24 protein-coding genes are annotated in these 19677 nt (G+C 59.7%); 16 read left to right on the top strand and 8 right to left on the bottom strand.

Annotation, left to right across the window (positions count from 1 at the left end; all coding sequences use genetic code 11):
* Window positions 1-10 precede the first annotated feature (10 nt).
* From QWZ03_RS05680 to QWZ03_RS05605, 16 genes are all read left to right on the top strand, one after another.
* Window positions 11-1378, top strand: a complete 1368-nt coding sequence (locus QWZ03_RS05680; protein WP_290331839.1) for a sigma-54-dependent transcriptional regulator — start codon at window positions 11-13, stop codon at window positions 1376-1378.
* An 80-nt stretch (window positions 1379-1458) separates the two neighbouring features.
* Window positions 1459-1782 (top strand): flagellar hook-basal body complex protein FliE, encoded by a 324-nt coding sequence (fliE, locus tag QWZ03_RS05675; protein WP_284197613.1) that lies wholly within the window; start codon window positions 1459-1461, stop codon window positions 1780-1782.
* A 13-nt stretch (window positions 1783-1795) separates the two neighbouring features.
* The gene (gene fliF / locus QWZ03_RS05670) at window positions 1796-3520 is read left to right on the top strand and encodes a flagellar basal-body MS-ring/collar protein FliF (RefSeq protein WP_290331838.1); all 1725 of its coding nucleotides are present in this window, start codon (window positions 1796-1798) and stop codon (window positions 3518-3520) included.
* Between the two features lie 106 nt (window positions 3521-3626).
* The gene (gene fliG / locus QWZ03_RS05665) at window positions 3627-4628 is read left to right on the top strand and encodes a flagellar motor switch protein FliG (RefSeq protein WP_284197611.1); all 1002 of its coding nucleotides are present in this window, start codon (window positions 3627-3629) and stop codon (window positions 4626-4628) included.
* A gap of 159 nt (window positions 4629-4787) precedes the next feature.
* Window positions 4788-5603: a flagellar assembly protein FliH gene (locus QWZ03_RS05660; protein WP_290331837.1), complete on the top strand. Its 816-nt coding sequence runs from the start codon at window positions 4788-4790 to the stop codon at window positions 5601-5603.
* Complete coding sequence (gene fliI / locus QWZ03_RS05655) at window positions 5590-7029, top strand: flagellar protein export ATPase FliI (protein ID WP_290331836.1); 1440 nt, start codon at window positions 5590-5592, stop codon at window positions 7027-7029. Before QWZ03_RS05660 ends, fliI begins: the two co-directional genes overlap by 14 nt.
* A gap of 66 nt (window positions 7030-7095) precedes the next feature.
* Window positions 7096-7548 (top strand): flagellar export protein FliJ, encoded by a 453-nt coding sequence (fliJ, locus tag QWZ03_RS05650; protein ID WP_290331834.1) that lies wholly within the window; start codon window positions 7096-7098, stop codon window positions 7546-7548.
* Window positions 7549-7626: 78 nt separating this feature from the next.
* Complete coding sequence (locus tag QWZ03_RS05645) at window positions 7627-8871, top strand: flagellar hook-length control protein FliK (RefSeq protein WP_290331833.1); 1245 nt, start codon at window positions 7627-7629, stop codon at window positions 8869-8871.
* A 187-nt stretch (window positions 8872-9058) separates the two neighbouring features.
* Window positions 9059-9634 (top strand): flagellar basal body-associated FliL family protein, encoded by a 576-nt coding sequence (locus QWZ03_RS05640; protein WP_290331832.1) that lies wholly within the window; start codon window positions 9059-9061, stop codon window positions 9632-9634.
* Between the two features lie 30 nt (window positions 9635-9664).
* Window positions 9665-10681 carry a flagellar motor switch protein FliM gene (gene fliM / locus QWZ03_RS05635; protein WP_284197605.1) on the top strand — a complete coding sequence of 339 codons (1017 nt, stop codon included), beginning with the start codon at window positions 9665-9667 and terminating at the stop codon, window positions 10679-10681.
* Complete coding sequence (fliN, locus tag QWZ03_RS05630) at window positions 10674-11117, top strand: flagellar motor switch protein FliN (RefSeq protein WP_290331831.1); 444 nt, start codon at window positions 10674-10676, stop codon at window positions 11115-11117. The genes fliM and fliN overlap by 8 nt, the downstream gene beginning before the upstream one ends.
* Before the next feature lie 10 nt (window positions 11118-11127).
* A complete protein-coding gene (gene fliO / locus QWZ03_RS05625; protein WP_290331830.1) occupies window positions 11128-11586 on the top strand; it encodes a flagellar biosynthetic protein FliO in 459 nt (152 codons plus the stop codon).
* Window positions 11583-12320, top strand: coding sequence for a flagellar type III secretion system pore protein FliP (gene fliP, locus QWZ03_RS05620; RefSeq protein ID WP_284197602.1), 738 nt, complete (start codon window positions 11583-11585; stop codon window positions 12318-12320). The genes fliO and fliP overlap by 4 nt, the downstream gene beginning before the upstream one ends.
* 64 nt (window positions 12321-12384) lie before the next feature.
* Complete coding sequence (gene fliQ, locus QWZ03_RS05615) at window positions 12385-12654, top strand: flagellar biosynthesis protein FliQ (protein ID WP_284197601.1); 270 nt, start codon at window positions 12385-12387, stop codon at window positions 12652-12654.
* Window positions 12655-12744: 90 nt separating this feature from the next.
* Window positions 12745-13533: a flagellar biosynthetic protein FliR gene (fliR, locus tag QWZ03_RS05610; RefSeq protein WP_290331829.1), complete on the top strand. Its 789-nt coding sequence runs from the start codon at window positions 12745-12747 to the stop codon at window positions 13531-13533.
* 474 nt (window positions 13534-14007) lie between these two features.
* Window positions 14008-14604 (top strand): hypothetical protein, encoded by a 597-nt coding sequence (locus QWZ03_RS05605; RefSeq protein WP_290331828.1) that lies wholly within the window; start codon window positions 14008-14010, stop codon window positions 14602-14604.
* Window positions 14605-14708: 104 nt separating this feature from the next.
* Here QWZ03_RS05605 and QWZ03_RS05600 read toward each other — a convergent pair whose 3' ends face one another.
* The 8 genes from QWZ03_RS05600 to QWZ03_RS05565 form a co-directional block, all read right to left on the bottom strand.
* Entirely contained in the window at window positions 14709-15047 is a 339-nt protein-coding gene (locus QWZ03_RS05600) for a P-II family nitrogen regulator (RefSeq protein WP_284197598.1), read from the bottom strand.
* Between the two features lie 73 nt (window positions 15048-15120).
* Complete coding sequence (locus QWZ03_RS05595) at window positions 15121-15906, bottom strand: peptidylprolyl isomerase (protein WP_290331827.1); 786 nt, start codon at window positions 15904-15906, stop codon at window positions 15121-15123.
* 87 nt (window positions 15907-15993) lie between these two features.
* A complete protein-coding gene (locus QWZ03_RS05590) occupies window positions 15994-16263 on the bottom strand; it encodes a BolA family protein (RefSeq protein ID WP_284197596.1) in 270 nt (89 codons plus the stop codon).
* Window positions 16260-16562 carry a YciI family protein gene (locus QWZ03_RS05585; protein WP_284197595.1) on the bottom strand — a complete coding sequence of 101 codons (303 nt, stop codon included), beginning with the start codon at window positions 16560-16562 and terminating at the stop codon, window positions 16260-16262. Before QWZ03_RS05585 ends, QWZ03_RS05590 begins: the two co-directional genes overlap by 4 nt.
* Window positions 16563-16613: 51 nt before the next feature.
* Window positions 16614-17342 carry a VC0807 family protein gene (locus QWZ03_RS05580; protein ID WP_290331826.1) on the bottom strand — a complete coding sequence of 243 codons (729 nt, stop codon included), beginning with the start codon at window positions 17340-17342 and terminating at the stop codon, window positions 16614-16616.
* 146 nt (window positions 17343-17488) lie between these two features.
* Entirely contained in the window at window positions 17489-18304 is an 816-nt protein-coding gene (locus QWZ03_RS05575; RefSeq protein WP_290331825.1) for an ABC transporter ATP-binding protein, read from the bottom strand.
* Window positions 18301-19302, bottom strand: coding sequence for a FecCD family ABC transporter permease (locus QWZ03_RS05570; protein ID WP_290331824.1), 1002 nt, complete (start codon window positions 19300-19302; stop codon window positions 18301-18303). Before QWZ03_RS05570 ends, QWZ03_RS05575 begins: the two co-directional genes overlap by 4 nt.
* A 2-nt stretch (window positions 19303-19304) precedes the next feature.
* Window positions 19305-19670: a VOC family protein gene (locus tag QWZ03_RS05565; RefSeq protein WP_290331823.1), complete on the bottom strand. Its 366-nt coding sequence runs from the start codon at window positions 19668-19670 to the stop codon at window positions 19305-19307.
* Window positions 19671-19677: the final 7 nt, after the last annotated feature.

Below are 19677 nucleotides of genomic sequence, written 5' to 3'. Positions count from 1 at the left end.
AAACAGAGCCATGCCCGCACTGCCCATACTGATCGTCGAGGATGACAACGACCTGCGCGAGGCGCTGACCGATACGCTGGAGCTGGCGGGTTATCAAGTGCTGAGTGCAGAGGATGGCGAAGCCGGATTGCTGGTGCTGGCTGAACGCAAGGTCGGCATGGTGTTGTCGGATGTCCAGATGCAGCCCATGGATGGCGAGACGCTGCTCAAGCAGGTAAAGCTGGCCTACCCCCATATACCGGTGGTGCTGATGACGGCCTATGGTGTGATCGAGAAGGCGGTGGCGGCACTCCATGCTGGTGCGGCCCACTACCTGCCCAAGCCATTCGAGCCGGATGACCTGCTGGCGACGGTGGCCAAGTACATGCTGCCGGCGGTGGACGACGATGCGGTGATTGCCGAAGACCCGGGCATGTTGCACTTGCTGGATATGGCCCAGCGGGTAGCCATGTCGGAGGCGGCGGTGATGATTACCGGGGAGAGCGGTACCGGTAAGGAAGTGCTGGCGCGCTATATACATCGTCACTCGGCCCGTGCCGGCGGCCCGTTTGTGGCGATCAATTGTGCTGCCATACCCGAGCAGTTGCTGGAGTCCACCCTGTTTGGCCACGAAAAAGGAGCGTTTACCGGCGCGGCCAATCAGCACATCGGCAAGTTCGAACAGGCGGATGGCGGTACCTTGTTGCTCGATGAAATCTCGGAAATGCCGTTGGAGCTGCAGGCCAAGCTGTTGCGCGTTCTGCAGGAGCGGGAGGTGGAGCGGGTAGGGGGCAAGAAACCGATCGCCATTGATATCCGCGTGCTCTCGACTTCCAACCGCGATATGCCGGCCGAAGTGGCTGCTGCCCGGTTTCGGGAGGACTTGTACTACCGGCTCAATGTCTTTCCGCTGGCACTGCCGGCACTGCGCGAGCGCCCGGACGATATCGTGCCCCTGGCACGGGCCATGCTATCCAGACATGCAGCCTCGGGTAAGCGGCGGGTGCCGGCAATCAGTGCCGCCGCTGCGGCTGCCCTGACAGCACATAGCTGGGATGGCAATATCCGGGAGTTGGAGAATGTCATGCAGCGGGCTTTAATTTTGGCGCCCGGTGACGATATAGAACCTGAACACCTGTTTTTGCCGCAATTGCGCCGGCAAGTATTGCCGGTGGCGGCAAAAATTGCCGCGCCGGTGGCAAATATGCCGCAGCCGGATTTGCCGCCTGCTGCGCCTGTTGTGACCGATATGCGTTCGCTGGAACGGCAGCACATAGTCGATACACTCAAGCAGGCCGGGGGTGTGCGCAAGCTGGCGGCAGAAAAGCTGGGCATGAGCGAACGTACGCTGCGCTACAAATTGCAGCAGTATCGCGAAGAAGGTTGGCAGGAAGAGTAATAAAAGGCCTGTTGGCCTGCGGATTGCTTGCTATTGTTCAAGCGAGACACATACAATTTCACGCAGTTTCGAGGTGCATCATGAGCGTGCAAGGGATAGACAACCTGCTGGGCGAGTTAAAGGCCATGTCCGCCAAGGCGGCCGGGCAGTCTTCGTCCGCTGCAGAGGCCTTGCCGGAAGGTGGTGATTTCGCGTCTGTGCTGAAGTCGTCGCTGGACCAGGTCAATCAGATGCAACTCGATTCGCAGGCCAAGCAGCAGGCGTTCGAAATGGGCGACCCCAACGCCAACCTGCAAGACGTGATGGTCTCGCTGCAGAAGGCGAGCCTGTCTTTCCAGACTATGGTGCAGGTTCGTAACAAGCTGGTGTCCGCATACCAGGAAGTTATGAACATGCAGGTGTGATATCGCCTGATATATGGATGACGCGGTCGTAGCCGTCGACAATCGAGATGTACAGCAGGGTGAGCGTCCCAACCTCATCCAGCAGTTCAATCAACTCCCCAATACGCGCAAGATACTCACGATAGCCGTCATCGCAGCCGTGGTGGCGGCGCTGGTCATTGGTGTGCTGTGGGCGCGCGACCCCGGCTACAAGATACTGTTCGCCAATATTTCCGATAAGGATGGCGGCCAGATCGTCCAGATACTGCAACAGCAGAATATCCCCTACAAGCTTGAACCCGGCGGCGTGATCTCGGTGCCGGCTGAAATGGTGCATGCGGCGCGGCTGCAACTGGCGTCACAGGGTTTGCCCAAGGGCGGCACCGTGGGTTTTGAGTTGCTGGATAACCAGAAATTCGGCATCAGTCAGTTCGGCGAGCAGGTCAATTACCAGCGTGCGGTTGAAGGTGAGCTGGCACGGTCGATTGAATCGCTCTCAGCCGTGGCTTCAGCCCGCATCCATCTGGCCATGCCCAAGCAGACCGTCTTCCTGCGTGAGCAGCAGAAACCCACCGCTTCGGTACTGCTGACCCTGCATCCGGGCCGTGCCCTGGATGGGGCGCAGATTGCCGGCATCATCCATCTGGTGTCCAGCAGCGTACCTGATCTGCCTATCAAGAATGTCACGGTGGTGGACCAGGATGGCAGCCTGCTGTCGAACATGCCCGACCTGCTCAATGGTGGCAATGGTTCGCTCAACCAGCGGCAGATGGCTTTGGTAGCGCAGCAGGAGTCGCTGCTGTCCGAGCGTATCCAGAAAATACTGGAACCCATCGTCGGCAAGGATAACGTCAAGGCCGAAGTGACGGTTCAGATGGACTTCTCCGAAGTGGAGCAGGCGTCGGAGACGTTCAAGCCCAATTCACCGCCCAATGCCTCGGCCATACGCAGCGAGCAGTCCAGTGAAGGTGCGGGGGCCAATGCCAGCCAGCCTTCCGGCGTGCCGGGTGCCTTGTCCAACCAGCCGCCCGGTGCAGCCAGTGCGCCCATCACCTTGCCCAATCCGCCGGGCGTGACGGTCAACAACGCGCCGTCTTCCACCTCGCACAAGGAGATGACGCGCAACTACGAGGTGGACAAGACCGTTGCCCATGTACGCCAGCAGGTGGGCGTGCTCAAGCGTGTCAATGCCGCTGTGGTGGTGAACTTCAAGCGGGTGCAGCAGAAGGATGGCGGCGTGAAGTCGCAACCGCTGACTCAGGCCGAGATCAACCAGGTGACCAACTTGGTGCAGGAAGCCATAGGCTACAACCGGGACCGTGGCGATTCGGTGAAGGTGGTCAATGCTGCCTTTGCAGACCGCATACTGGATGTGGCGGGCAAGTCCTTCTTCGAGAAACTGACCGAATACCTGATTGCCAATACTGCCGATATCCTCAAGGTCATCCTGATTGCCCTGGTGGTGGCTTACCTCCTGTTTGGCGTGGTGCGCCCCATCCTGCGCGATGTGATACGCCCACGCCAGGACAAGGGCGCCATGGGGGGCGAGGAAGGTGGTGTGGCCCTGACGGCAGAGGAATTGGCGCAGTCTGAGGTGGAGGCCGAGGTGGTGGCCGAAGCCGAGGCGGGTGCGCAGTTGGCGGCTTTCAGCGAGCTGCTGCAGCGTGCCAAGGAAATGGCCAAGGAAGACCCGCGCATGGTGGCTACCATCATCCGCGAATGGCTCACTGCCGATCCTGCTGATCAAAAAACCGGTTAAGCCTTGGTCTGTTGGTTCTGCTGGGCTGGTGGATATCGCCGGCCGCCAGGACTTGCAGGCGTCGATGTGAATCAGGGTGCCTATCGCACCGTTTTCTGGAGCCAGCATGGCCGCTAATGATGAAGCCATCCGCCGCAGTGCCATCCTGTTGATGAGCCTGGGCGAGGAGGCTGCCGTAGAAGTCTTCAAGTACCTGGGTCCCAAAGAGGTACAGAAGATAGGCTTGGCCATGGCCAGCATGGATAACGTCACCCGCGAACAGGTGGAAGAGGTGGTGGGCGACTTCCTGGGCTCCACCATGAATCGCGCCAACTTCGGTGCGGCTGACGAATACATCCGCTCGGTGCTGACCAAGGCGCTGGGGTCGGACAAGGCGGCCAACCTGCTCGATCGCATCCTGCAGGGGGGGGACAATACCGGTATCGAGTCGCTGAAGTGGATGGATTCAGTCGCTGTGGCCGAATTGATCAAGAACGAGCACCCACAGATCATTGCCACCATCCTGGTGCATCTGGAGCCGGATCAGGTGTCCGAGGTGCTGAACCAGTTTGTTGAGCGCCTGCGCAACGATGTGCTGCTGCGTATCGCTACCCTTGAAGGGGTGCAGCCTACCGCCCTGCGTGAACTCAATGATGTGCTGACCCAACTGCTGTCTGGTGCTGATCGCGTCAAGAAGTCGGCCATGGGCGGCGAAGGCATGGCGGCCGAGATCCTCAACTTCATGGGGGGCGTGGTCGAAGCCTCGGCCATCAATGCCATACGGGAATACGATCCGGAACTGGCGCAGCGTATCCAGGACAAGATGTTCACCTTTGAGAATCTGATTGATATCGACGATCGCGGCATACAGCTGCTGTTGCGCGAAATATCGTCCGATTCCCTGATTACCGCCATGAAGGGTACCAGCGAGATACTGCGTACCAAGATATTCAAGAACATGTCGCAGCGTGCGGCCGAAATGCTGCGCGACGATTTCGAGGCCAAGGGCGCGGTCAAGGTGTCCGAGGTAGAGGCCGAGCAGCGCGAAATACTCAAAGTGGTGCGCCGCCTGGCTGATGAAGGCCAGATTGCGATTGCCAAGGGCGGTGGCGAAGGGTTTGTCGAGTAATACCGCGCGAGCGGCTTTAGAGCGGCTAACAAAACCCGGCGTAGCGGTTCTGGCCGGGCCCGCGCGGCAGCCCGTACGCGGGTACGGTAAGCTTGCGCAACAAGGCCATAGGGGTTTTGTTAGCAGCTCTTAACAAAGTATGGGCGCTGAGGTGATGCAATGAAGGCCTGGGGTGAGAAGAAGATCATAAGGCGCGAGGATGTACCCCCGCTGGAACCCTGGCATATGACCCAGCTCAGCGGCACGTCGGTACAAAGGCCGCATGTGTATGTGCCTGAGGCAGTACCGGCCGAGCAGGAACCCGTGGCTGAGCAGGCTGTGGAGGAAAGCGTGGTGGTGGCTGAGGCTGAAATCAGCATGGTTCCCATGATTGCTGAAGTGGAGCTCGATCAGCTCAAGCTGGCGGCACATCAGGAAGCCTATGCCGATGGCCACGCTCAGGGCAGGCAGGCCGGGTTTGCCGAGGGAGAGGTGGCCGGGCGCGAAGCTGGCCATGCTGCGGGGTATGCAGCAGGCTTGCAGGTGGGGCGGCAGGAGGCCGAGGCGGAAGTGTTGCAGTTCAAGCTGCTGGTGTCGCAATTGGCAACAGCCGTGGTGGACTACGAGGATGCACTGGCCCAGCCCATACTGGATATAGCCCTTGCAGCTGCACGCCAGATGGTGCGGCAGCAGCTGAGTCAATCGCCCGAGTCGCTGTTGGCAGTCATACGCGAGGCCATCAACAGCCTGCCGGAGCTGCAAGGACCGCTGAAGCTGGAATTGCACCCGGATGATCTGGCTTTGCTACAGACCTTGCTGGCAGGAGAGCTGGCTACCCTGCAATGGCGGTTGGAGCCGGTTGCCGAGATGGCGCGGGGTGGTTGCCGTATCAGCAATGCCAGTGTTGAGCTGGACTTGTCGCTACCTGGCCGGTGGCGGCGCATTGTTGAGGGCCTGGGGCGTAGCGACCCCTGGGTAGCTGATGATGAGCACTGAGGATGATGTTGCGCCTGCCGCACCATCGCCACCCGTGCTGGCGCGCTGGCAGCGCTATGCCGAGCAATGCTGCGATACCGTGGCGACGACCAAGCCCTGGCTACCCAAGGGGCGATTGACCCGGGTGGCCGGGCTGGTGTTGGAGGCTGTGGGCATCAAGCTGCCGGTGGGTGCAAGCTGCCATATCATTCTGCCGGCTGGCCACAGCATAGAGGCCGAAGTGGTGGGGTTTAACGGCGACAAGCTGTTCCTGATGCCTGTGGCAGAAGTCTATGGCCTGGAACCGGGGGCCTGGGTAGTGGCTTATGAAGATCTGGCCAATCGGGTGCCCTACTTCAACCTGACACATGCACCACGGCGCAGGCTGGAAGACCGGGGGCGCCAGGCGGCTGTTGGTCCGCATCTGCTGGGCCGGGTGCTGGATGGCCTGGGCAGGCCCTTGGACAAGCTGGGGCATTTGCAGGTTGAAGCCCATGTGCCGCTGTTCTCCCGTCCCTTCAATCCCCTGGATCGTGTGCCGGTGCATGATGTGCTGGATGTCGGGGTGCGTGCCATCAATGCCATGCTGACGGTGGGCCGTGGTCAGCGCCTGGGCCTGTTTGCCGGTTCGGGTGTGGGCAAGAGTGTGCTGCTGGGCATGATGGCCCGCTACACCACGGCTGACGTGGTGGTGGTCGGCCTGATTGGTGAGCGTGGCCGCGAGGTAAAGGACTTCATCGAAAATATCCTCGGTGAGGAAGGCCTGCGCCGCTCGGTAGTGGTGGCTGCACCCGCCGATACCCCCCCTTTGCTGCGCCTGCATGGTGCAGCCTACGCAACGGCGATTGCCGAGTATTTCCGTGATCAGGGCGCCAATGTGCTGCTGATCATGGATTCGTTGACCCGCTATGCCATGGCGCAGCGTGAGATTGCCCTGGCTGTCGGTGAGCCGCCGGCCACCAAGGGCTATCCTCCTTCGGTCTTTGCCAAATTGCCTGCGTTGGTTGAGCGGGCGGGCAATGGACAGGAGGGCGGAGGGTCAATCACCGCCTTCTATACTGTGCTGAGCGAGGGCGACGATCAGCAGGATCCGATCGCCGACAGTGCCCGTGCCATCCTGGATGGCCATATCGTGCTGAGTCGGCACCTGGCCGATGCAGGTCATTATCCGGCGATCGATATGGAGCAATCCATCAGCCGTGTGATGACCGACATCATTGAGCCAGAGGAATACAATCTGGTCAGGCGCTTCAAGCAGCTGTATTCGCGCTATCAGCGGAGCCGCGACCTGATCAATGTAGGCGCCTATGTGCGAGGATCTGATCCCTTGCTGGACGAGGCGATAGCCAGGATGCCGGCCATGGAGGCCTTCCTGCAGCAGGGCATTTTCGAGCGTGAGGGCTATGCCGGGGCCAGGATGCGATTGGCAGCCCTGTTTGGCGAATAAACTTATGTACCACCAACAAACCGCTGCCTTGGGTTGGATTGGTGGTGCTAACTCCGGGTTGCCGTCGTGGCCAAGGCTTTTCAGTTTGCATTCCTGTTGGAATTCGCCATCGACAAGCGCGAAGATGCGGCGCGCGCCATCAGCGCGGCACTGCAGCGGCTGGAGCAGGCGCGTGCACGGCGGGCACAGATTGAGCAGTATCGTGAAGAGTACCGAACGCGTCTGACAGATACGGCATCGCGAGGTATCCGTATCCATCAATGGAACGATTTTCAGTTGTTCCTGGCCAAACTGGATACTGCGGTTGAGCAACAACTGGCTGAAGAAGCGCGTTGCGAGGCGCAACTGGAGGCCCGCAAACAGGCCTGGCAGGCCTGTGAGCGTGAGGTCAAGGCGTATGAGACCCTGCAGGACAGGCACCAGAGTCGCGAGACGCAGCGTGAAGCCAAGCAGGATCAGAAACTGACCGATGAGTGGGCTTCGATACTACAGCGTCGGCGCGATGCATCGGGGCATTGAATTCGGGTAGGTGGCATTGTTTTTGCTGAGGGCTTACTGACCCCGTCAGGGGGAGAGACTCAGGACAAGGACTGCACCATGCCTACCGCTAGCCAGACCAACAATATCATTGCCCAGCTTGCCGCTTCCGTGACGGTGCCGGGTAAGTTGCGGGCCGAGGAATCGGTGGGCAACAACTTGTTTGAGCAATCGCTCAACCGGCAGATGCAGAGCCGCCAGAACGAGCAACTGGCGCGCGACGCCCAGGTAAGCAAGCCTGTACAGCACCAGGCCAAGCCTTTGGAGGCGGTCAAGCCGGTGGCCGTGGCCAAGCCCGTGGAACCCGCCAAGCAGCCTGAAAAGGCGGCCGAGCCGAGCAAGACGGCAGATGCCCCCGAGCAGACGACTCCTTCGAGCGAGCGGCCGGAGACCCGTGAGGCGGGTAAGGGGCAGTCGGATGCGCCTGAGCACGACAAGGTGGCCGAGGGGAGCGCCGAGCAAGCTGCGGCTGCCGGCATGGTGGCGCAACTGCAGGTTTACGTGGATCGTGGCCTGGCTGCCCTGCAGGCTGAGGCCGAGGTAAAGGGTGATCCGCTATTGCAGCATGCAGGCCTTGCCCAAGCCTTGCTCGATGGCCGTGAAACTGCCAATGATAAAGCGGACAAGCGCTTTTCCCAGCAACTGCTGGGCGAGGCTACGGACAAACTTGCCGGCCTGCGGCAGGACTTGCCGCAGGCTGATGCTGAGACAATTTTACTGGATCAGGTAGCGAGCGGTTTTCAGGCGGTGCTGGATCAGAAGCTGGCATCGACGGATGCGGCGACCCTGCGCCAGCAATCTGGCACGGCGGCGATTCGGATGGAGTTGCCACGTAGCCATACGACAGAATCGACGCGTGGTTCCGCCTATGCCATCCACCAGCCCGTGGGTAGCGAGGGCTGGGATCGCGCCGTGGGTAACAAGGTCGTCATGATGGTGAGCAATCAGCAGCAGGAGGTGGAGATGCATCTGAACCCTCCCCACCTGGGCCCGATGGAGGTCAAACTGACGCTGAATCAGGACCAGGCCACCCTGACTTTCTTCGCAGCCCAGGCGCCGGTGCGCGAGGCCTTGCAGGCCTCCATGCCCAGGCTGAGCGAAATGTTGGCCGAGAGTGGCATCCAGTTGAATCAGGCCCATGTGGAATCACAGGCTGGGCAGGGTGGACAAGGGCAAGATGACAGGAATGGCCGCCACGGTAGCCGTAGTTTCTCCGCCCAGACCGAAGAGGCACAGGCACCCGCGAATACCTGGCGGGTGAAGCTGCCGCCAGGTCTGCCTGGCAACGTGAACCTGTTTGTCTGACCAGTGTGGGCCGGTAGGAGCGCTGGCTTGCGTAGTGAGGGAGCGTGTAGGGGAATTGTCCGCGATTGCGTGTAACCCGCGCCAATGCTTGTTCCTGTGGCGGGTTTGCTTTATAAACAGACTAGGTGAGCAAGATGTATGCACCCGCTTTGTTTAGAACAATACGCACTCCTAAAGGATAATTCTTATGGCAGAAGCCAAGAAACCTGCGCCGCAGGCAGACGCTGGGGACAGCGCGCCCAAGGGTAAGAAAAACGTCATTCTTTATGTCGTGATTGCCTTGTTGATATTGGTGATCGTGGTGGGTGGGGCATTTGCGACCTGGTTGTTCCTGACGATCTCGGCCAACCAGAGTTTTGGCGAACCGGTAGCCGCTACCGAGCAATCGGCCGATGCAGGCGAGACTGAGGGCAAGACCAACAAGAAGAAGGAAAAGAAGAAGGCAGAGAGCGATGCGCCGCCGGTCTTTACCAAGCTGGATACCTTTACGGTGAACCTGGCGAACGGCGTAGTGCTGCAGACCGAGATACACGCTCAGGTGCTGGACGAGAAGCAGGCGGATGTGGTGAAAAGCTATATGCCGCGTATCAGCAGCCAGGTCAATCTGCTGCTGAGCTCGAAGAAGCAGGAAGATATTACGACCTTGGAATCCAAGGTGAAGTTGATGGACGAGATCAAGCAGACCGTCAACAAGGTGCTGGGGGCAAAGGACGACGAGGACGGCGTGATGAGCGTTGAATTCAAGACCTTTATCATCCAGTAAGGCAACGCAAGCGGTAATGGGGTCCGTATCATGGCCGACGACATACTTTCCCAGGAAGAGGTAGACGCCCTCTTACGTGGGGTGACGGGTGAAGACGAAGACGCGGACGAGGGACTGGATTCCTCGGCCATACGCGCCTACGACATTGGCCGTCAGGAACGTATCGTTCGTGGTCGGATGCCGACCCTGGAAGTGATCAACGAGCGCTTTGCCCGTAACCTGCGCATTGGCCTGTTCAACTTCATGCGTCGCTCGGCCGAAATCTCGGTCGGGCCGGTGCGCGTGCAGAAGTACAGCGAATTCATCCGCAATCTGGTGGTGCCGACCAACCTTAACCTGATCCATATGAAGCCGCTGCGCGGCACCGGCCTGTTCATCTTTGATCCGGACCTGGTGTTTCTGGTGGTGGACAATATGTTCGGTTCGGACGGCCGCTACCATGTGCGGGTGGAGGGACGCGATTTCACCCCCACCGAGCAGCGCATCATCCAGCGTTTGCTGGAGGTGGTGATGGACGAGTACCGCAAGTCCTGGGAACCCGTATTCAAAACTGAGTTCACCTATGTGCGCTCGGAAATGAATACCCAGTTCGCCAATATCGCCACCCCTACCGAAGTGGTGGTGGCCTTTACCTTCAAAATCGAACTCGGTTCGGGCGGCGGTGACTTCCATGTCTGCTTCCCGTATTCGATGATCGAGCCCTTGCGCGACATGCTGTACAGCTCCATGCAGGCAGACCGCATGGAGTCGGATAACCGTTGGGTCAAGCTACTATCGCGCGAAGTGCAGAATTCGGAAGTGCAACTTATCTGCAACCTGGGCAGCGCCAAGATTACGCTGGGAGATATCCTGGACCTCAAGGCGGGCGATGTGATCGGTATTGATATACCTGAAACCATCATTGCCGAGGTGGACGGGGTGCCGCTGCTGGAAGGGCACTATGGTACGCTGCACGGGCAGTATGCCCTCAAGGTGGAGAAGATACTCACCTCGGCGGAGAACCTGATGCTCGATGAGGAGCAGCCTGAGGAGTTGAACAATGAGTAACGAAATGGACGAACAGGGTCTGGATGACTGGGCTGCCGCACTGGCAGAACAGCAGACCGCCGAAGCCGCTGCCATGGAGGCAGCCGTCTCAACGCCCGCGGTAGCCATGCCGACCGCGTCGCCGGCAGATATTTTCAAGAGTTTTGACCAGCAACCGGACAAACCTACCGGTCCCTCCGGCATCGAGATGATCATGGACATCCCGGTGGCCATGACGGTGGAACTGGGGCGTACCAAGATTGCCATCCGCAGCCTGCTGCAACTGGCACAGGGGTCGGTTGTAGAACTGGACGGATTGGCAGGCGAGCCCATGGATGTGCTGGTGAATGGCACGCTGATCGCCCAGGGCGAAGTGGTGGTGGTGAACGACAAGTTCGGTATCCGCCTGACCGATATCATTACGCCGGCGGAACGTATCCGCCGCCTGCACAAGTAAACCCTTGCCCATGCGCCTGATCGCTCTATCGGCCGCCGCACTCTCTGCGGCGGTTTCTGTTTGTGTGCTGGGTGCGGAGCCTACCAAGGCTGCTGCTGCCATGCCGGTATTGAGTAGCCCGGCAGGTCCGTCCCTGCTCAGCCTGGTACAGGTGTTCTTTTCGCTGCTGTTGGTGATTGCGGCCATCTTTGGCTCCGCCTGGCTGATGCGGCGTATGACGCCTGGCCATTTCGGCGGGCAGGCCCAATTGCGCGTGGTCGGCGGTGTCATGGTCGGTGCCAAGGAGCGGGTGGTGGTGGTGGAGCTGCGCGATACCTGGCTGGTGCTTGGTGTCACCCCGAACAAGGTATCAACCCTGCATACCCTGCCCAGGCCCGATGATCTGCCACAGGTGACGGCTCCAGTGCCCTTTGCCGAGAAGTTGGCCAGTGTGATCAAGGCCCGCCGGGCGGGAGAGGGAACGCAATGAGGCCACGCATTTACCTGCTTGGCCTGATTGCCCTGGCGCTACCCGCAGTAGCGGCCGACCCAGGCCTGCCCTTGCTGACCAGCCAGCCTAGCGGGGCGGGGCAGAGCTATACGCTGACCCTGCAGACCCTGCTGTTCCTGACCAGCCTGACCTTCCTGCCGGCCATCCTGTTGATGATGACGGCGTTTACCCGCATCGTCATCGTGCTGTCCATGCTGCGGCAGGCACTGGGCACCATGCAGGCGCCCCCCAACCAGGTGATCATCGGCTTGTCGCTGTTTCTCACGGTGTTCGTGATGTCGCCGGTGCTCGACAAGATCTGGGTGGAGGCCTACCAGCCATTCTCGCAGCAGCAGATAGATTTCAATACGGCGGTGGAGCGCGCTAGCGTGCCGCTCAAGCAGTTCATGATCAAGCAGACCAGGCAGAAGGATCTGGCGCTGTTTATCGAGCTGTCTCAAAGTGCCAAGCCCCAGGGGCCGGAGGACATCAGCCTGAAGGTGCTGGTGCCGGCTTTTGTGACCAGCGAGTTGAAGACGGCCTTCCAGATCGCCTTCCTGGTATTCATCCCCTTCCTGATCATCGACATGGTGGTGGCCAGCGTGTTGATGGCCATGGGTATGATGATGGTGAGCCCGGTGACCATTTCACTGCCGTTTAAGATCATCCTGTTTGTGCTGGTGGATGGCTGGACGCTGCTGATAGGCTCCCTGGTGCAAAGCTTCTATACCTAGCTTGCCGCGGGTTCCGGCACTCACCAGCTCATACTGAGATCAAACAAGCCGAGGAGGCATCGTCATGTCACCGGAAATGGTCATTACTATCATCCAGCGTGCCTTCGAGGTCATGATACTGATAGGCGGCCCCATGCTGCTGGCCGGGTTGGTGGTAGGCCTGATCATCAGCGTGTTCCAGGCTGCCACCCAGATCAACGAAGCCACGCTATCGTTCATTCCCAAGCTGCTGATCACCTTTATGGTGGCGGTGCTGGCTGGGCCTTGGATGCTGTCCATCCTGATGGACTACACCATACGGCTGTATCAGGCCATACCCACCATGATCGGTTAGTCTCGCCGTGTTCCCTTCCACGCCTAAGCCGCCACAGCGGCCTGATATGCAATCTGGCTGCGGGTCGCGCCAAGGTAGCTGGCGGCCGCTATGATCACCCTGACCGATGCCCAGATACAGGCATGGCTGGGGATGTTGCTGTGGCCGTTCTTCCGCATCTTGGCCATTTTTGCCATGGACCCGTTCTACTCCAGCCGCAGCATACCGGTGCGGGTACGGGTGGGTTTGTCCATGCTGCTGGCCATTCTGATTGCCCCCTCCTTGCCGCCCATGCCAGCTATCGAGCCGGTATCGGCCTTGGGGATACTGGTGATAGCCCAGCAACTGCTGATCGGGCTGGCCATAGGCTTCACCATGCGGCTGGTGTTTTCGTCCATCGAGATGGCCGGCCACCTTGCGGGCTTGCAGATGGGTTTGGGCTTTGCCAGTTTCTATGATCCACAGCACGGCACCAATACCGTGGTGGTGGCGCAGTTCGCCAGCCTGCTGACCATCCTGGTGTTCCTGGCCATGAATGGCCACTTGCTGGTGATAGAGACCATAGCCCGTAGCTTTGTGTTGCTGCCTATCTCGGACCAGCCCATGAAGTTGGCTGGGCTAAAGCTGCTGGTTGATGCCGGTGGCCAGATTTTCACGCTGGGCCTGTTGTTGTCGTTACCGGTAATGGCGGCGCTATTGATCACCAATCTCTCCATTGGCGTCATGTCGCGTGCCGCCCCCCAGTTCAATGTGTTTGCAGTGGGTTTTCCGCTAACGTTGGGAATAGGCGTAGCGGCGTTGTATTTCTCGCTGCCGCAGTTTCCGCCGCATATACACAGGCTGATGGAAGAGGCGACGCGGCTGGCTTACCGATTGGCCAAGGTGTTTGGTGGCGGCTAGTGCCGGGCCGGCCTTGCAATTTCAATCTGCTTGAAATACCCACCTGGCAATTCATCAGTAATCACAATCAATCCTCGTTGGTATGAATAATACCCTGGTTGGGTTTTATTCCATGTTCATTTAAATACCCGAAAAGGATTTTATTCGTGCGGTATGGCTGGTGGGTTAATGGGATTTAAGTGCGGTTGTATTATATACGTTGGGAAACTGCAACGGTCCGATATGCCGGCATGCAATGCTTTCTCCTTGTTATTGTTGGTAATAGAATCCGTGGCGCCATAGCCGACCTTGTGATGGGCTGATGGTACTTAGAGCGGCTAACAAAACCTTTCTGGCGTTGTTGTGCGAGCTTGCCGTACCCACGTACTGTCAGCTGCGCGCGCCTGCGCACGCACGCCTGGCCAGAACTGCTACGCTGTTTTTTTAGCCGCTATTACAACAAATAGCCAAACGGAAATATGAAGGAGAGATTCAATGAATAAGCTTTTGGGCACGGTGGCCATGGCTTTGCTAGGCTGCAGCGCACTGGCTGCGCCCGGTGACGACTATGTCAAGAAGTGCGCACCGAGTACGCTGGATGTTTTCTGGTACGCGGGCACGGTATCATGCATGTACGGTAGCTTCCCTAGTAATGGCACCCTGTTCGGCTACCAAGAAAAAACCATGAGTGCTTGGGTGACGCTTTATACCCCGGATAGAAGCCAATTCTGTCATGCACAGGTTCCTTTTTCCCATGTGGAACGCCGGCCTAATGGTGAAACCTGCACCATGGTGCCTAAGCAACCTTTTCCGAACGTCTCCGTACAAGATCGTGAATGCCACTCCAAGCTGCATAACGGCTGGATAGTCTGGAGCGATGCTTCTGGCGCATCGCCATCACCGGCCACAGCTGAGATTGAATTGGATCCATTCAGCACAGGGCAATTTGTACCGTCGGGAACGCAGTTTGAATTCCGCTCCGGACGAGGCACTGCAACATTCAGGGTCAGACTGACCGCCAATGGCCAGGTGGGATCGTGGGCTTATGCGACTACAACCCGGCTTTGCTCTTGGGATGATGGCCGGCATTGAGCCTGGGTAGTTCATCGCTTGCCTATTCGCCTATCCTGGTTGCACAAGGCATGGGCGTAGCAGGGTAGGTTCAGGCCCGCTTGTGCGGGCCTGTTATCCATTCACTACACTGCGTCGGCACCGGTTTCGCCGGTGCGTATGCGCACAACCTGCTCCACGGGGCTGACGAAGATCTTGCCGTCACCTATCTTGCCGGTACGGGCAGCTTTGACGATGGCATCAATGGCGGATTCGACCTTGTCGCTGGTGATGACCACTTCGATCTTTACCTTGGGCAGGAAATCGACCACGTATTCGGCACCCCGATACAGTTCGGTATGGCCTTTTTGGCGGCCAAAGCCTTTGACCTCGGTGACGGTCAGGCCGGTCACGCCGACTTCGGCCAGGGCTTCTCGCACTTCATCGAGCTTGAATGGCTTGATGACGGCTTCGATCTTCTTCATGTCCATGTTTTCCTCCTGATAAAAACGACAAAGGGCCCCAGGAGGCCCTTTGGTGGAACCGGCTGGGCGAGGATTACTCGACCTTGGCCTTGGCGCGCAGATCAGCGATCAGCTTGTCCAGTGCCTGGCCTTGCAGTTGCTGCTGGATGGCGCCCTTCACTTCGTCGAAGGACGGGCCTTGGGCTGCACGGACGTCGTCCAGCTTCATGACATGGTAGCCAAACTGGGTCTTGACCGGGGTTTGGGTGATCTGACCCTTGGCCAGCTTCTGCATGGCTTCGTCAAATTCCTTCACCATGGCACCAGGTTGCACGCGCTCATACAGGCCGCCCTTGTCCTTGCTGCCTGGGTCCTGCGACTTTTCCTTGGCCAGGTCTTCAAACTTCTTGCCCTTCTTCAGCGCGGCGATAACGTCGTTGGCTTCCTTCTCGGTCTTCACCAGGATGTGACGAACGTTGTATTCCTTCTGGCTGGCCATCTTGGCCTTTTCTTCGTCATACTTGGCCTTCAGGGTGGCTTCCGAGATGGCGTTGGTCTTCTGGTAGTTCTGGACGTAGGCCTTCAGCAGAACGTTTTGCGATGCCATGCCGATTTCGAAGAGCACGTCAGGGTTCTTGGCCAGGCCTTGCTTGTTGGCTTCCTGGGCAATCACTTCCTTGGTGATCAGATCTTCACGGATCTTGGCGCGCAGCTCAGGGCTGTCCTTCATGCCGCGAGTAGCGACTTCCTTGAGGATGTAGTCCATCTGGCTCTGCGGGATGGCGACGCCATTGACCACGGCCACCGGCTTGTCAGCAGCGATGGTGGCACCGGCCAGCAGCGCGGCGATCAGTGCGGGGGCGAAAATCTTGGTTTGCATCGAATACGTCCTTCTTGGCTCTTTGAGGGGGTAAGTTGCAGATTCAAGGTTCGCGGGTGCAGATGCACCTGCATAACCGGGTAAGGTTCAGCTCGCGGCTTCGCCCGGGGTCCGGGCTTCGATGGCGAGCGCATGGATCTCGCGCCGCATCATCTCACCCAGTGTTTCGTAAACCAAACGGTGGCGTGCCACCGATGTCAGGCCGACAAAGCGCTCGGACACAATCTGCAGGCGATAGTGCCCGCCACCCGATGCTGCGCCAGCATGACCTGCATGTTTTGCGCTGTCATCACGCAAATCCAGCAGCTGCGGATTCAAAACCGCGAGTTTCTCACGGATTTGGTCTGGAATGTTCATGCAGGTAGCACCCTTTTGAAAGGTCGTACATCCACGTTTTCATAAACACCGGCCACCAGGTAGGGATCGGCATCTGCCCAGGCTTGGGCGGCGGCAAGATCGGCGAACTCCGCTACGATCAGGCTGCCACTGAAGCCGGCTGGGCCAGGGTCGGGAGAGTCGATGGCAGGGAAAGGCCCGGCCAGCAGCAAGCGGCCTTCCGCCTGCAACTGGTTCAGGCGTGCCAGATGGGCAGGCCGGTTGGCAAGCCGCTGCGCCAGCGAGTCAGCGACATCCCGGCCGGTAATGGCATAGAACATGGTGCGTCCTCTGGGTTCAATTTGCCGTAGATGGGGTTGCGACACCCGGTTTCAAGTGGCCTGCATGATATCGGCCATGGCCATATGGGTCAGCTTCTCGATATTGCTGATCAGGTAATACAGTGTGGCCGCCAGCACCAGGGTGCTGGGCAACACGATGACGGGGTAGCTCAACAGGGTCATGCGGCCCAGTTCTGCCGTGAAGGCTGGGGTGCCGGGCTGGCTGACGACTATCCATTTGGCCAGTACGTAGTTGAGCACGCCTGATAGCAGGAAGGACGAGGCGATCAGCCAGGAACTGTTGGTCAGTACCTGGTCAAAGCGGCGCTCATTGCCGTATTGCTTGAGGGCTGCCGCAATCTTGTCTACCTGCAGAACCTGCTCGTTGTAGAGGAAGGTACGTACCAGCGGATAAGGCGTCTTGATGGAAATGACCGTCAACAAGCCCAGCAGGGTGGGGATGGCGGCTTCCTTGATGGCGATGTATTCGGGCGGCAGCTTGAGCAATGCCATGCCACCGGTGAGCATGATGGAGATCAGGCCCAGGATGGAAATGAAGTTGGTCTTGCGGCTGGTCAGGTATTCACGGATGCCGTAACCGAGTGGAAACATCAGGGCGACCAGCATGCTCCAGACAGGACCTAGGCGATTCTCGTCATTCAACTGCGTCATGATGACGGTTGGAATGATGATGTTCATCAGCAGGTTGCCCATCAGGCTGGGCTTGTTTGGTGCGGGTGCTGCGGTAGGGGGGACCGAGTCTATCGGCGAGTGGGCCAAGTTTGAATCTCCGACGGTGCGGCTGTACAGGATAAAGCTGCAACTATATGCGCTTTGATCTTACTTGCACATACCGTTGGGATAAGTGGTCGGATGGGGCCGACGTAGTGGCGAGCCTGGCGTGGCGCTCCTCCGCTCGGCGGGGTTCAGCCCTCTACCGAGGCATGCCAATGGCCGTTGGCGCTCTGCCACAGCTGCAAGGGGCAGTCGTAGGCCAGGCGAAGATTGCTGGGGCAGAGTGCTTCGCTTGGCTGCCCTTGCGCCAGCAGGCGGCCGCCGCCCAGCAGCAGTACCTGATCTGCCCAGCGGGCTGCCTGGGCAATATCATGCAGCACGGCGATCACGGTGCGGCCGTGGGTAGCTTCGTTCCGCAGGCGGCGGAATAGCTGCGCCTGATGTTTGAGATCCAGGTGGTTGGTCGGTTCGTCCAGCAGCCATATCGGCGCGTCCTGTGCCTGTAGCCGGGCCAGGCCGGCACGTTGCCGTTCGCCACCAGACAGGCCGTCCCAGCGTCGTTGCGCCAGATGGCTGATGTCATATGCTGCTAGGGCTGCACCCACCCGCCCCAGGTCGTCCGGGCTAGGACTGCCAAAGCTGCCCAGGGCAGGGCGGCGGCCAAGCAGCACATATTGTTCTATGGTCAGCGGCAGGTCATGGGTAGGGAACTGCCCCAGCCAGCCTAGCTGGCGCGCGCGGCTCGGCGTGTCCATCTTGTGCAAGGGCAGGCCGGCCAGCCGTACATCGCCCCGGGTAGGAGGCAGCAGGCCGGCCAGCAGCCGCAGCAGGGTGCTTTTGCCGGCACCGTTGGGGCCGAGCAGGGCGGTGAAGCTACCGGCCGGGATATGCCCGGTTATATCCTGTAGCAAGCTTTGATTGCCCTGGCGATAGCCCACCTGGCTGAACTGCAGCAGGCCATCGGCAAAGGCGGCGGGGCGGAACTGGACAGGCAGGGGGGCGTTCATGCGTGACTCCCGGTTCGGCGACGGAGCAGCCAGACGAAACACACAGGTCCGATAAAGCCGATGAGCAGGCCAACCGGCAGATTGATGGGGTAGGCGATACCTCGCGCCAGGGTATCCATCAGCAGCAGGAAGCCGGCGCCACTGAGGGCTGAGACCAAAATCAGCTGGCGCCTTCCTCCGCCCAGCCAGAGAGCGCAGGCATTGGGGATCATCATGCCGATGAAGCCGATGATGCCAGCGATGGAGACTGCGGCTCCGGCAGCCATGGCGGCGCCGATGGCGGTAAGCAGACGTACCCGCTCCACGTTGACACCCAGGCTGGTGGCTTCTTCATCGCCCAGCAACAGGCAATCGAGATCACGCCCCAAAGCCAGCAGCAGGACGATGCCAGCCAGGGCCACAGGGCTGGCCCAAAACAGCGGTGCGCCCACGGTAGTGCCCAACTGGCCGGACAGCCAACTCAGCGCACTACGCAGGGCCAGGTCATCGGACAGGAACAGCAGCAGGCTGGTGGCAGCAGCAGCAAAGCTACCCAGCATCAGGCCCATCAGCAGCAGGCTGATATTGCCGCCGCCGACCAGCTTGACCAGTACCAGCAGCAGCCAGGTGGCCAGCAGGGCGCCGCCAAAGGCGGCAATGGGCAGTGGGATGGTCAGGTGCAGCGCCATGACGGCAACGGCGGCCAGGGCCGCCCCGCTGGCGGTGCCGATGAGGCCGGGGTCGGCCAGGGGGTTACGGAATAGCGCCTGCAGCGCGGCGCCGCTGGCTGCCATGGCGGCACCCACGATCAGGGCTGCGGCGATGCGTGGCAAGCGCAGACCGCTGACCAGCGGATCGCTGATATCGGGCCAGGCCCAGCCGTCGCCGGCATAGCCGACGGCGAAGAACAGCAGGCATGTGGCCAGCACGGGCCAGGCCAGGTAGTGCCACTTGCCCGTGGCAGGTAATCGGGCCGGACGGCCGGGTCGGCGTAACCAATAGGCGCGGGTGGTGGGCATAGTCAGCGCGTTGGGTGGGCGATGTGCCACAGGACACCACAAGGATCGACCAGGGAGAACTGGCAAATGTGCCAGGGCTTGTCCTCTGGCGGTGTCCCACGTGTACCGGGGTAGCGGTCAAACAGCTCCAGTTGCTTGATATGGCGCCACCATGCACGGGCATCGCTCACCAGCAGATGCCGCACGCAGTTCTGTGCCCAGTCCTTGCGATAGAAGTCCTGCAGCAGAAAGGCCTGCGCACCCAGGCTGAACTCGGCGAGTTCATCGCCAACCAACCGTTCCTCAAAACCAAGATCGCGATAGAACCGGCAACTGAGGTCGAAATCCCTGGAGGGCACGAAGGGTTTGAGTTCCAGTGCATCAAGCATGGGGAGG

It is taken from the genome of Chitinimonas viridis (genome assembly GCF_030409555.1).
Classification (GTDB): domain Bacteria; phylum Pseudomonadota; class Gammaproteobacteria; order Burkholderiales; family Chitinimonadaceae; genus Chitinimonas; species Chitinimonas viridis.
The sequence above is the reverse complement of the archived record's forward strand: the minus strand, read 5'-3'. Positions and strand labels throughout refer to the sequence as shown.

What these genes read in the sequence shown, in the direction of transcription:
- QWZ03_RS05605 (WP_290331828.1), top strand. Translation starts at nt 14,008, where the DNA reads ATGAATAAGCTTTTGGGCACGGTGGCCATGGCTTTGCTAGGCTGCAGC.
- QWZ03_RS05570 (WP_290331824.1), bottom strand. Translation starts at nt 19,302, where the DNA reads ATGCCCACCACCCGCGCCTATTGGTTACGCCGACCCGGCCGTCCGGCC.
- fliE (WP_284197613.1), top strand. Translation starts at nt 1,459, where the DNA reads ATGAGCGTGCAAGGGATAGACAACCTGCTGGGCGAGTTAAAGGCCATG.
- fliR (WP_290331829.1), top strand. Translation starts at nt 12,745, where the DNA reads ATGATCACCCTGACCGATGCCCAGATACAGGCATGGCTGGGGATGTTG.
- QWZ03_RS05575 (WP_290331825.1), bottom strand. Translation starts at nt 18,304, where the DNA reads ATGAACGCCCCCCTGCCTGTCCAGTTCCGCCCCGCCGCCTTTGCCGAT.
- QWZ03_RS05600 (WP_284197598.1), bottom strand. Translation starts at nt 15,047, where the DNA reads ATGAAGAAGATCGAAGCCGTCATCAAGCCATTCAAGCTCGATGAAGTG.
- QWZ03_RS05585 (WP_284197595.1), bottom strand. Translation starts at nt 16,562, where the DNA reads ATGTTCTATGCCATTACCGGCCGGGATGTCGCTGACTCGCTGGCGCAG.
- fliF (WP_290331838.1), top strand. Translation starts at nt 1,796, where the DNA reads ATGGATGACGCGGTCGTAGCCGTCGACAATCGAGATGTACAGCAGGGT.
- QWZ03_RS05660 (WP_290331837.1), top strand. Translation starts at nt 4,788, where the DNA reads ATGAAGGCCTGGGGTGAGAAGAAGATCATAAGGCGCGAGGATGTACCC.
- fliQ (WP_284197601.1), top strand. Translation starts at nt 12,385, where the DNA reads ATGTCACCGGAAATGGTCATTACTATCATCCAGCGTGCCTTCGAGGTC.
- fliP (WP_284197602.1), top strand. Translation starts at nt 11,583, where the DNA reads ATGAGGCCACGCATTTACCTGCTTGGCCTGATTGCCCTGGCGCTACCC.
- QWZ03_RS05645 (WP_290331833.1), top strand. Translation starts at nt 7,627, where the DNA reads ATGCCTACCGCTAGCCAGACCAACAATATCATTGCCCAGCTTGCCGCT.
- fliI (WP_290331836.1), top strand. Translation starts at nt 5,590, where the DNA reads ATGATGAGCACTGAGGATGATGTTGCGCCTGCCGCACCATCGCCACCC.
- QWZ03_RS05565 (WP_290331823.1), bottom strand. Translation starts at nt 19,670, where the DNA reads ATGCTTGATGCACTGGAACTCAAACCCTTCGTGCCCTCCAGGGATTTC.
- fliG (WP_284197611.1), top strand. Translation starts at nt 3,627, where the DNA reads ATGGCCGCTAATGATGAAGCCATCCGCCGCAGTGCCATCCTGTTGATG.
- fliN (WP_290331831.1), top strand. Translation starts at nt 10,674, where the DNA reads ATGAGTAACGAAATGGACGAACAGGGTCTGGATGACTGGGCTGCCGCA.
- QWZ03_RS05680 (WP_290331839.1), top strand. Translation starts at nt 11, where the DNA reads ATGCCCGCACTGCCCATACTGATCGTCGAGGATGACAACGACCTGCGC.
- QWZ03_RS05640 (WP_290331832.1), top strand. Translation starts at nt 9,059, where the DNA reads ATGGCAGAAGCCAAGAAACCTGCGCCGCAGGCAGACGCTGGGGACAGC.
- fliO (WP_290331830.1), top strand. Translation starts at nt 11,128, where the DNA reads ATGCGCCTGATCGCTCTATCGGCCGCCGCACTCTCTGCGGCGGTTTCT.
- QWZ03_RS05595 (WP_290331827.1), bottom strand. Translation starts at nt 15,906, where the DNA reads ATGCAAACCAAGATTTTCGCCCCCGCACTGATCGCCGCGCTGCTGGCC.
- QWZ03_RS05590 (WP_284197596.1), bottom strand. Translation starts at nt 16,263, where the DNA reads ATGAACATTCCAGACCAAATCCGTGAGAAACTCGCGGTTTTGAATCCG.
- fliM (WP_284197605.1), top strand. Translation starts at nt 9,665, where the DNA reads ATGGCCGACGACATACTTTCCCAGGAAGAGGTAGACGCCCTCTTACGT.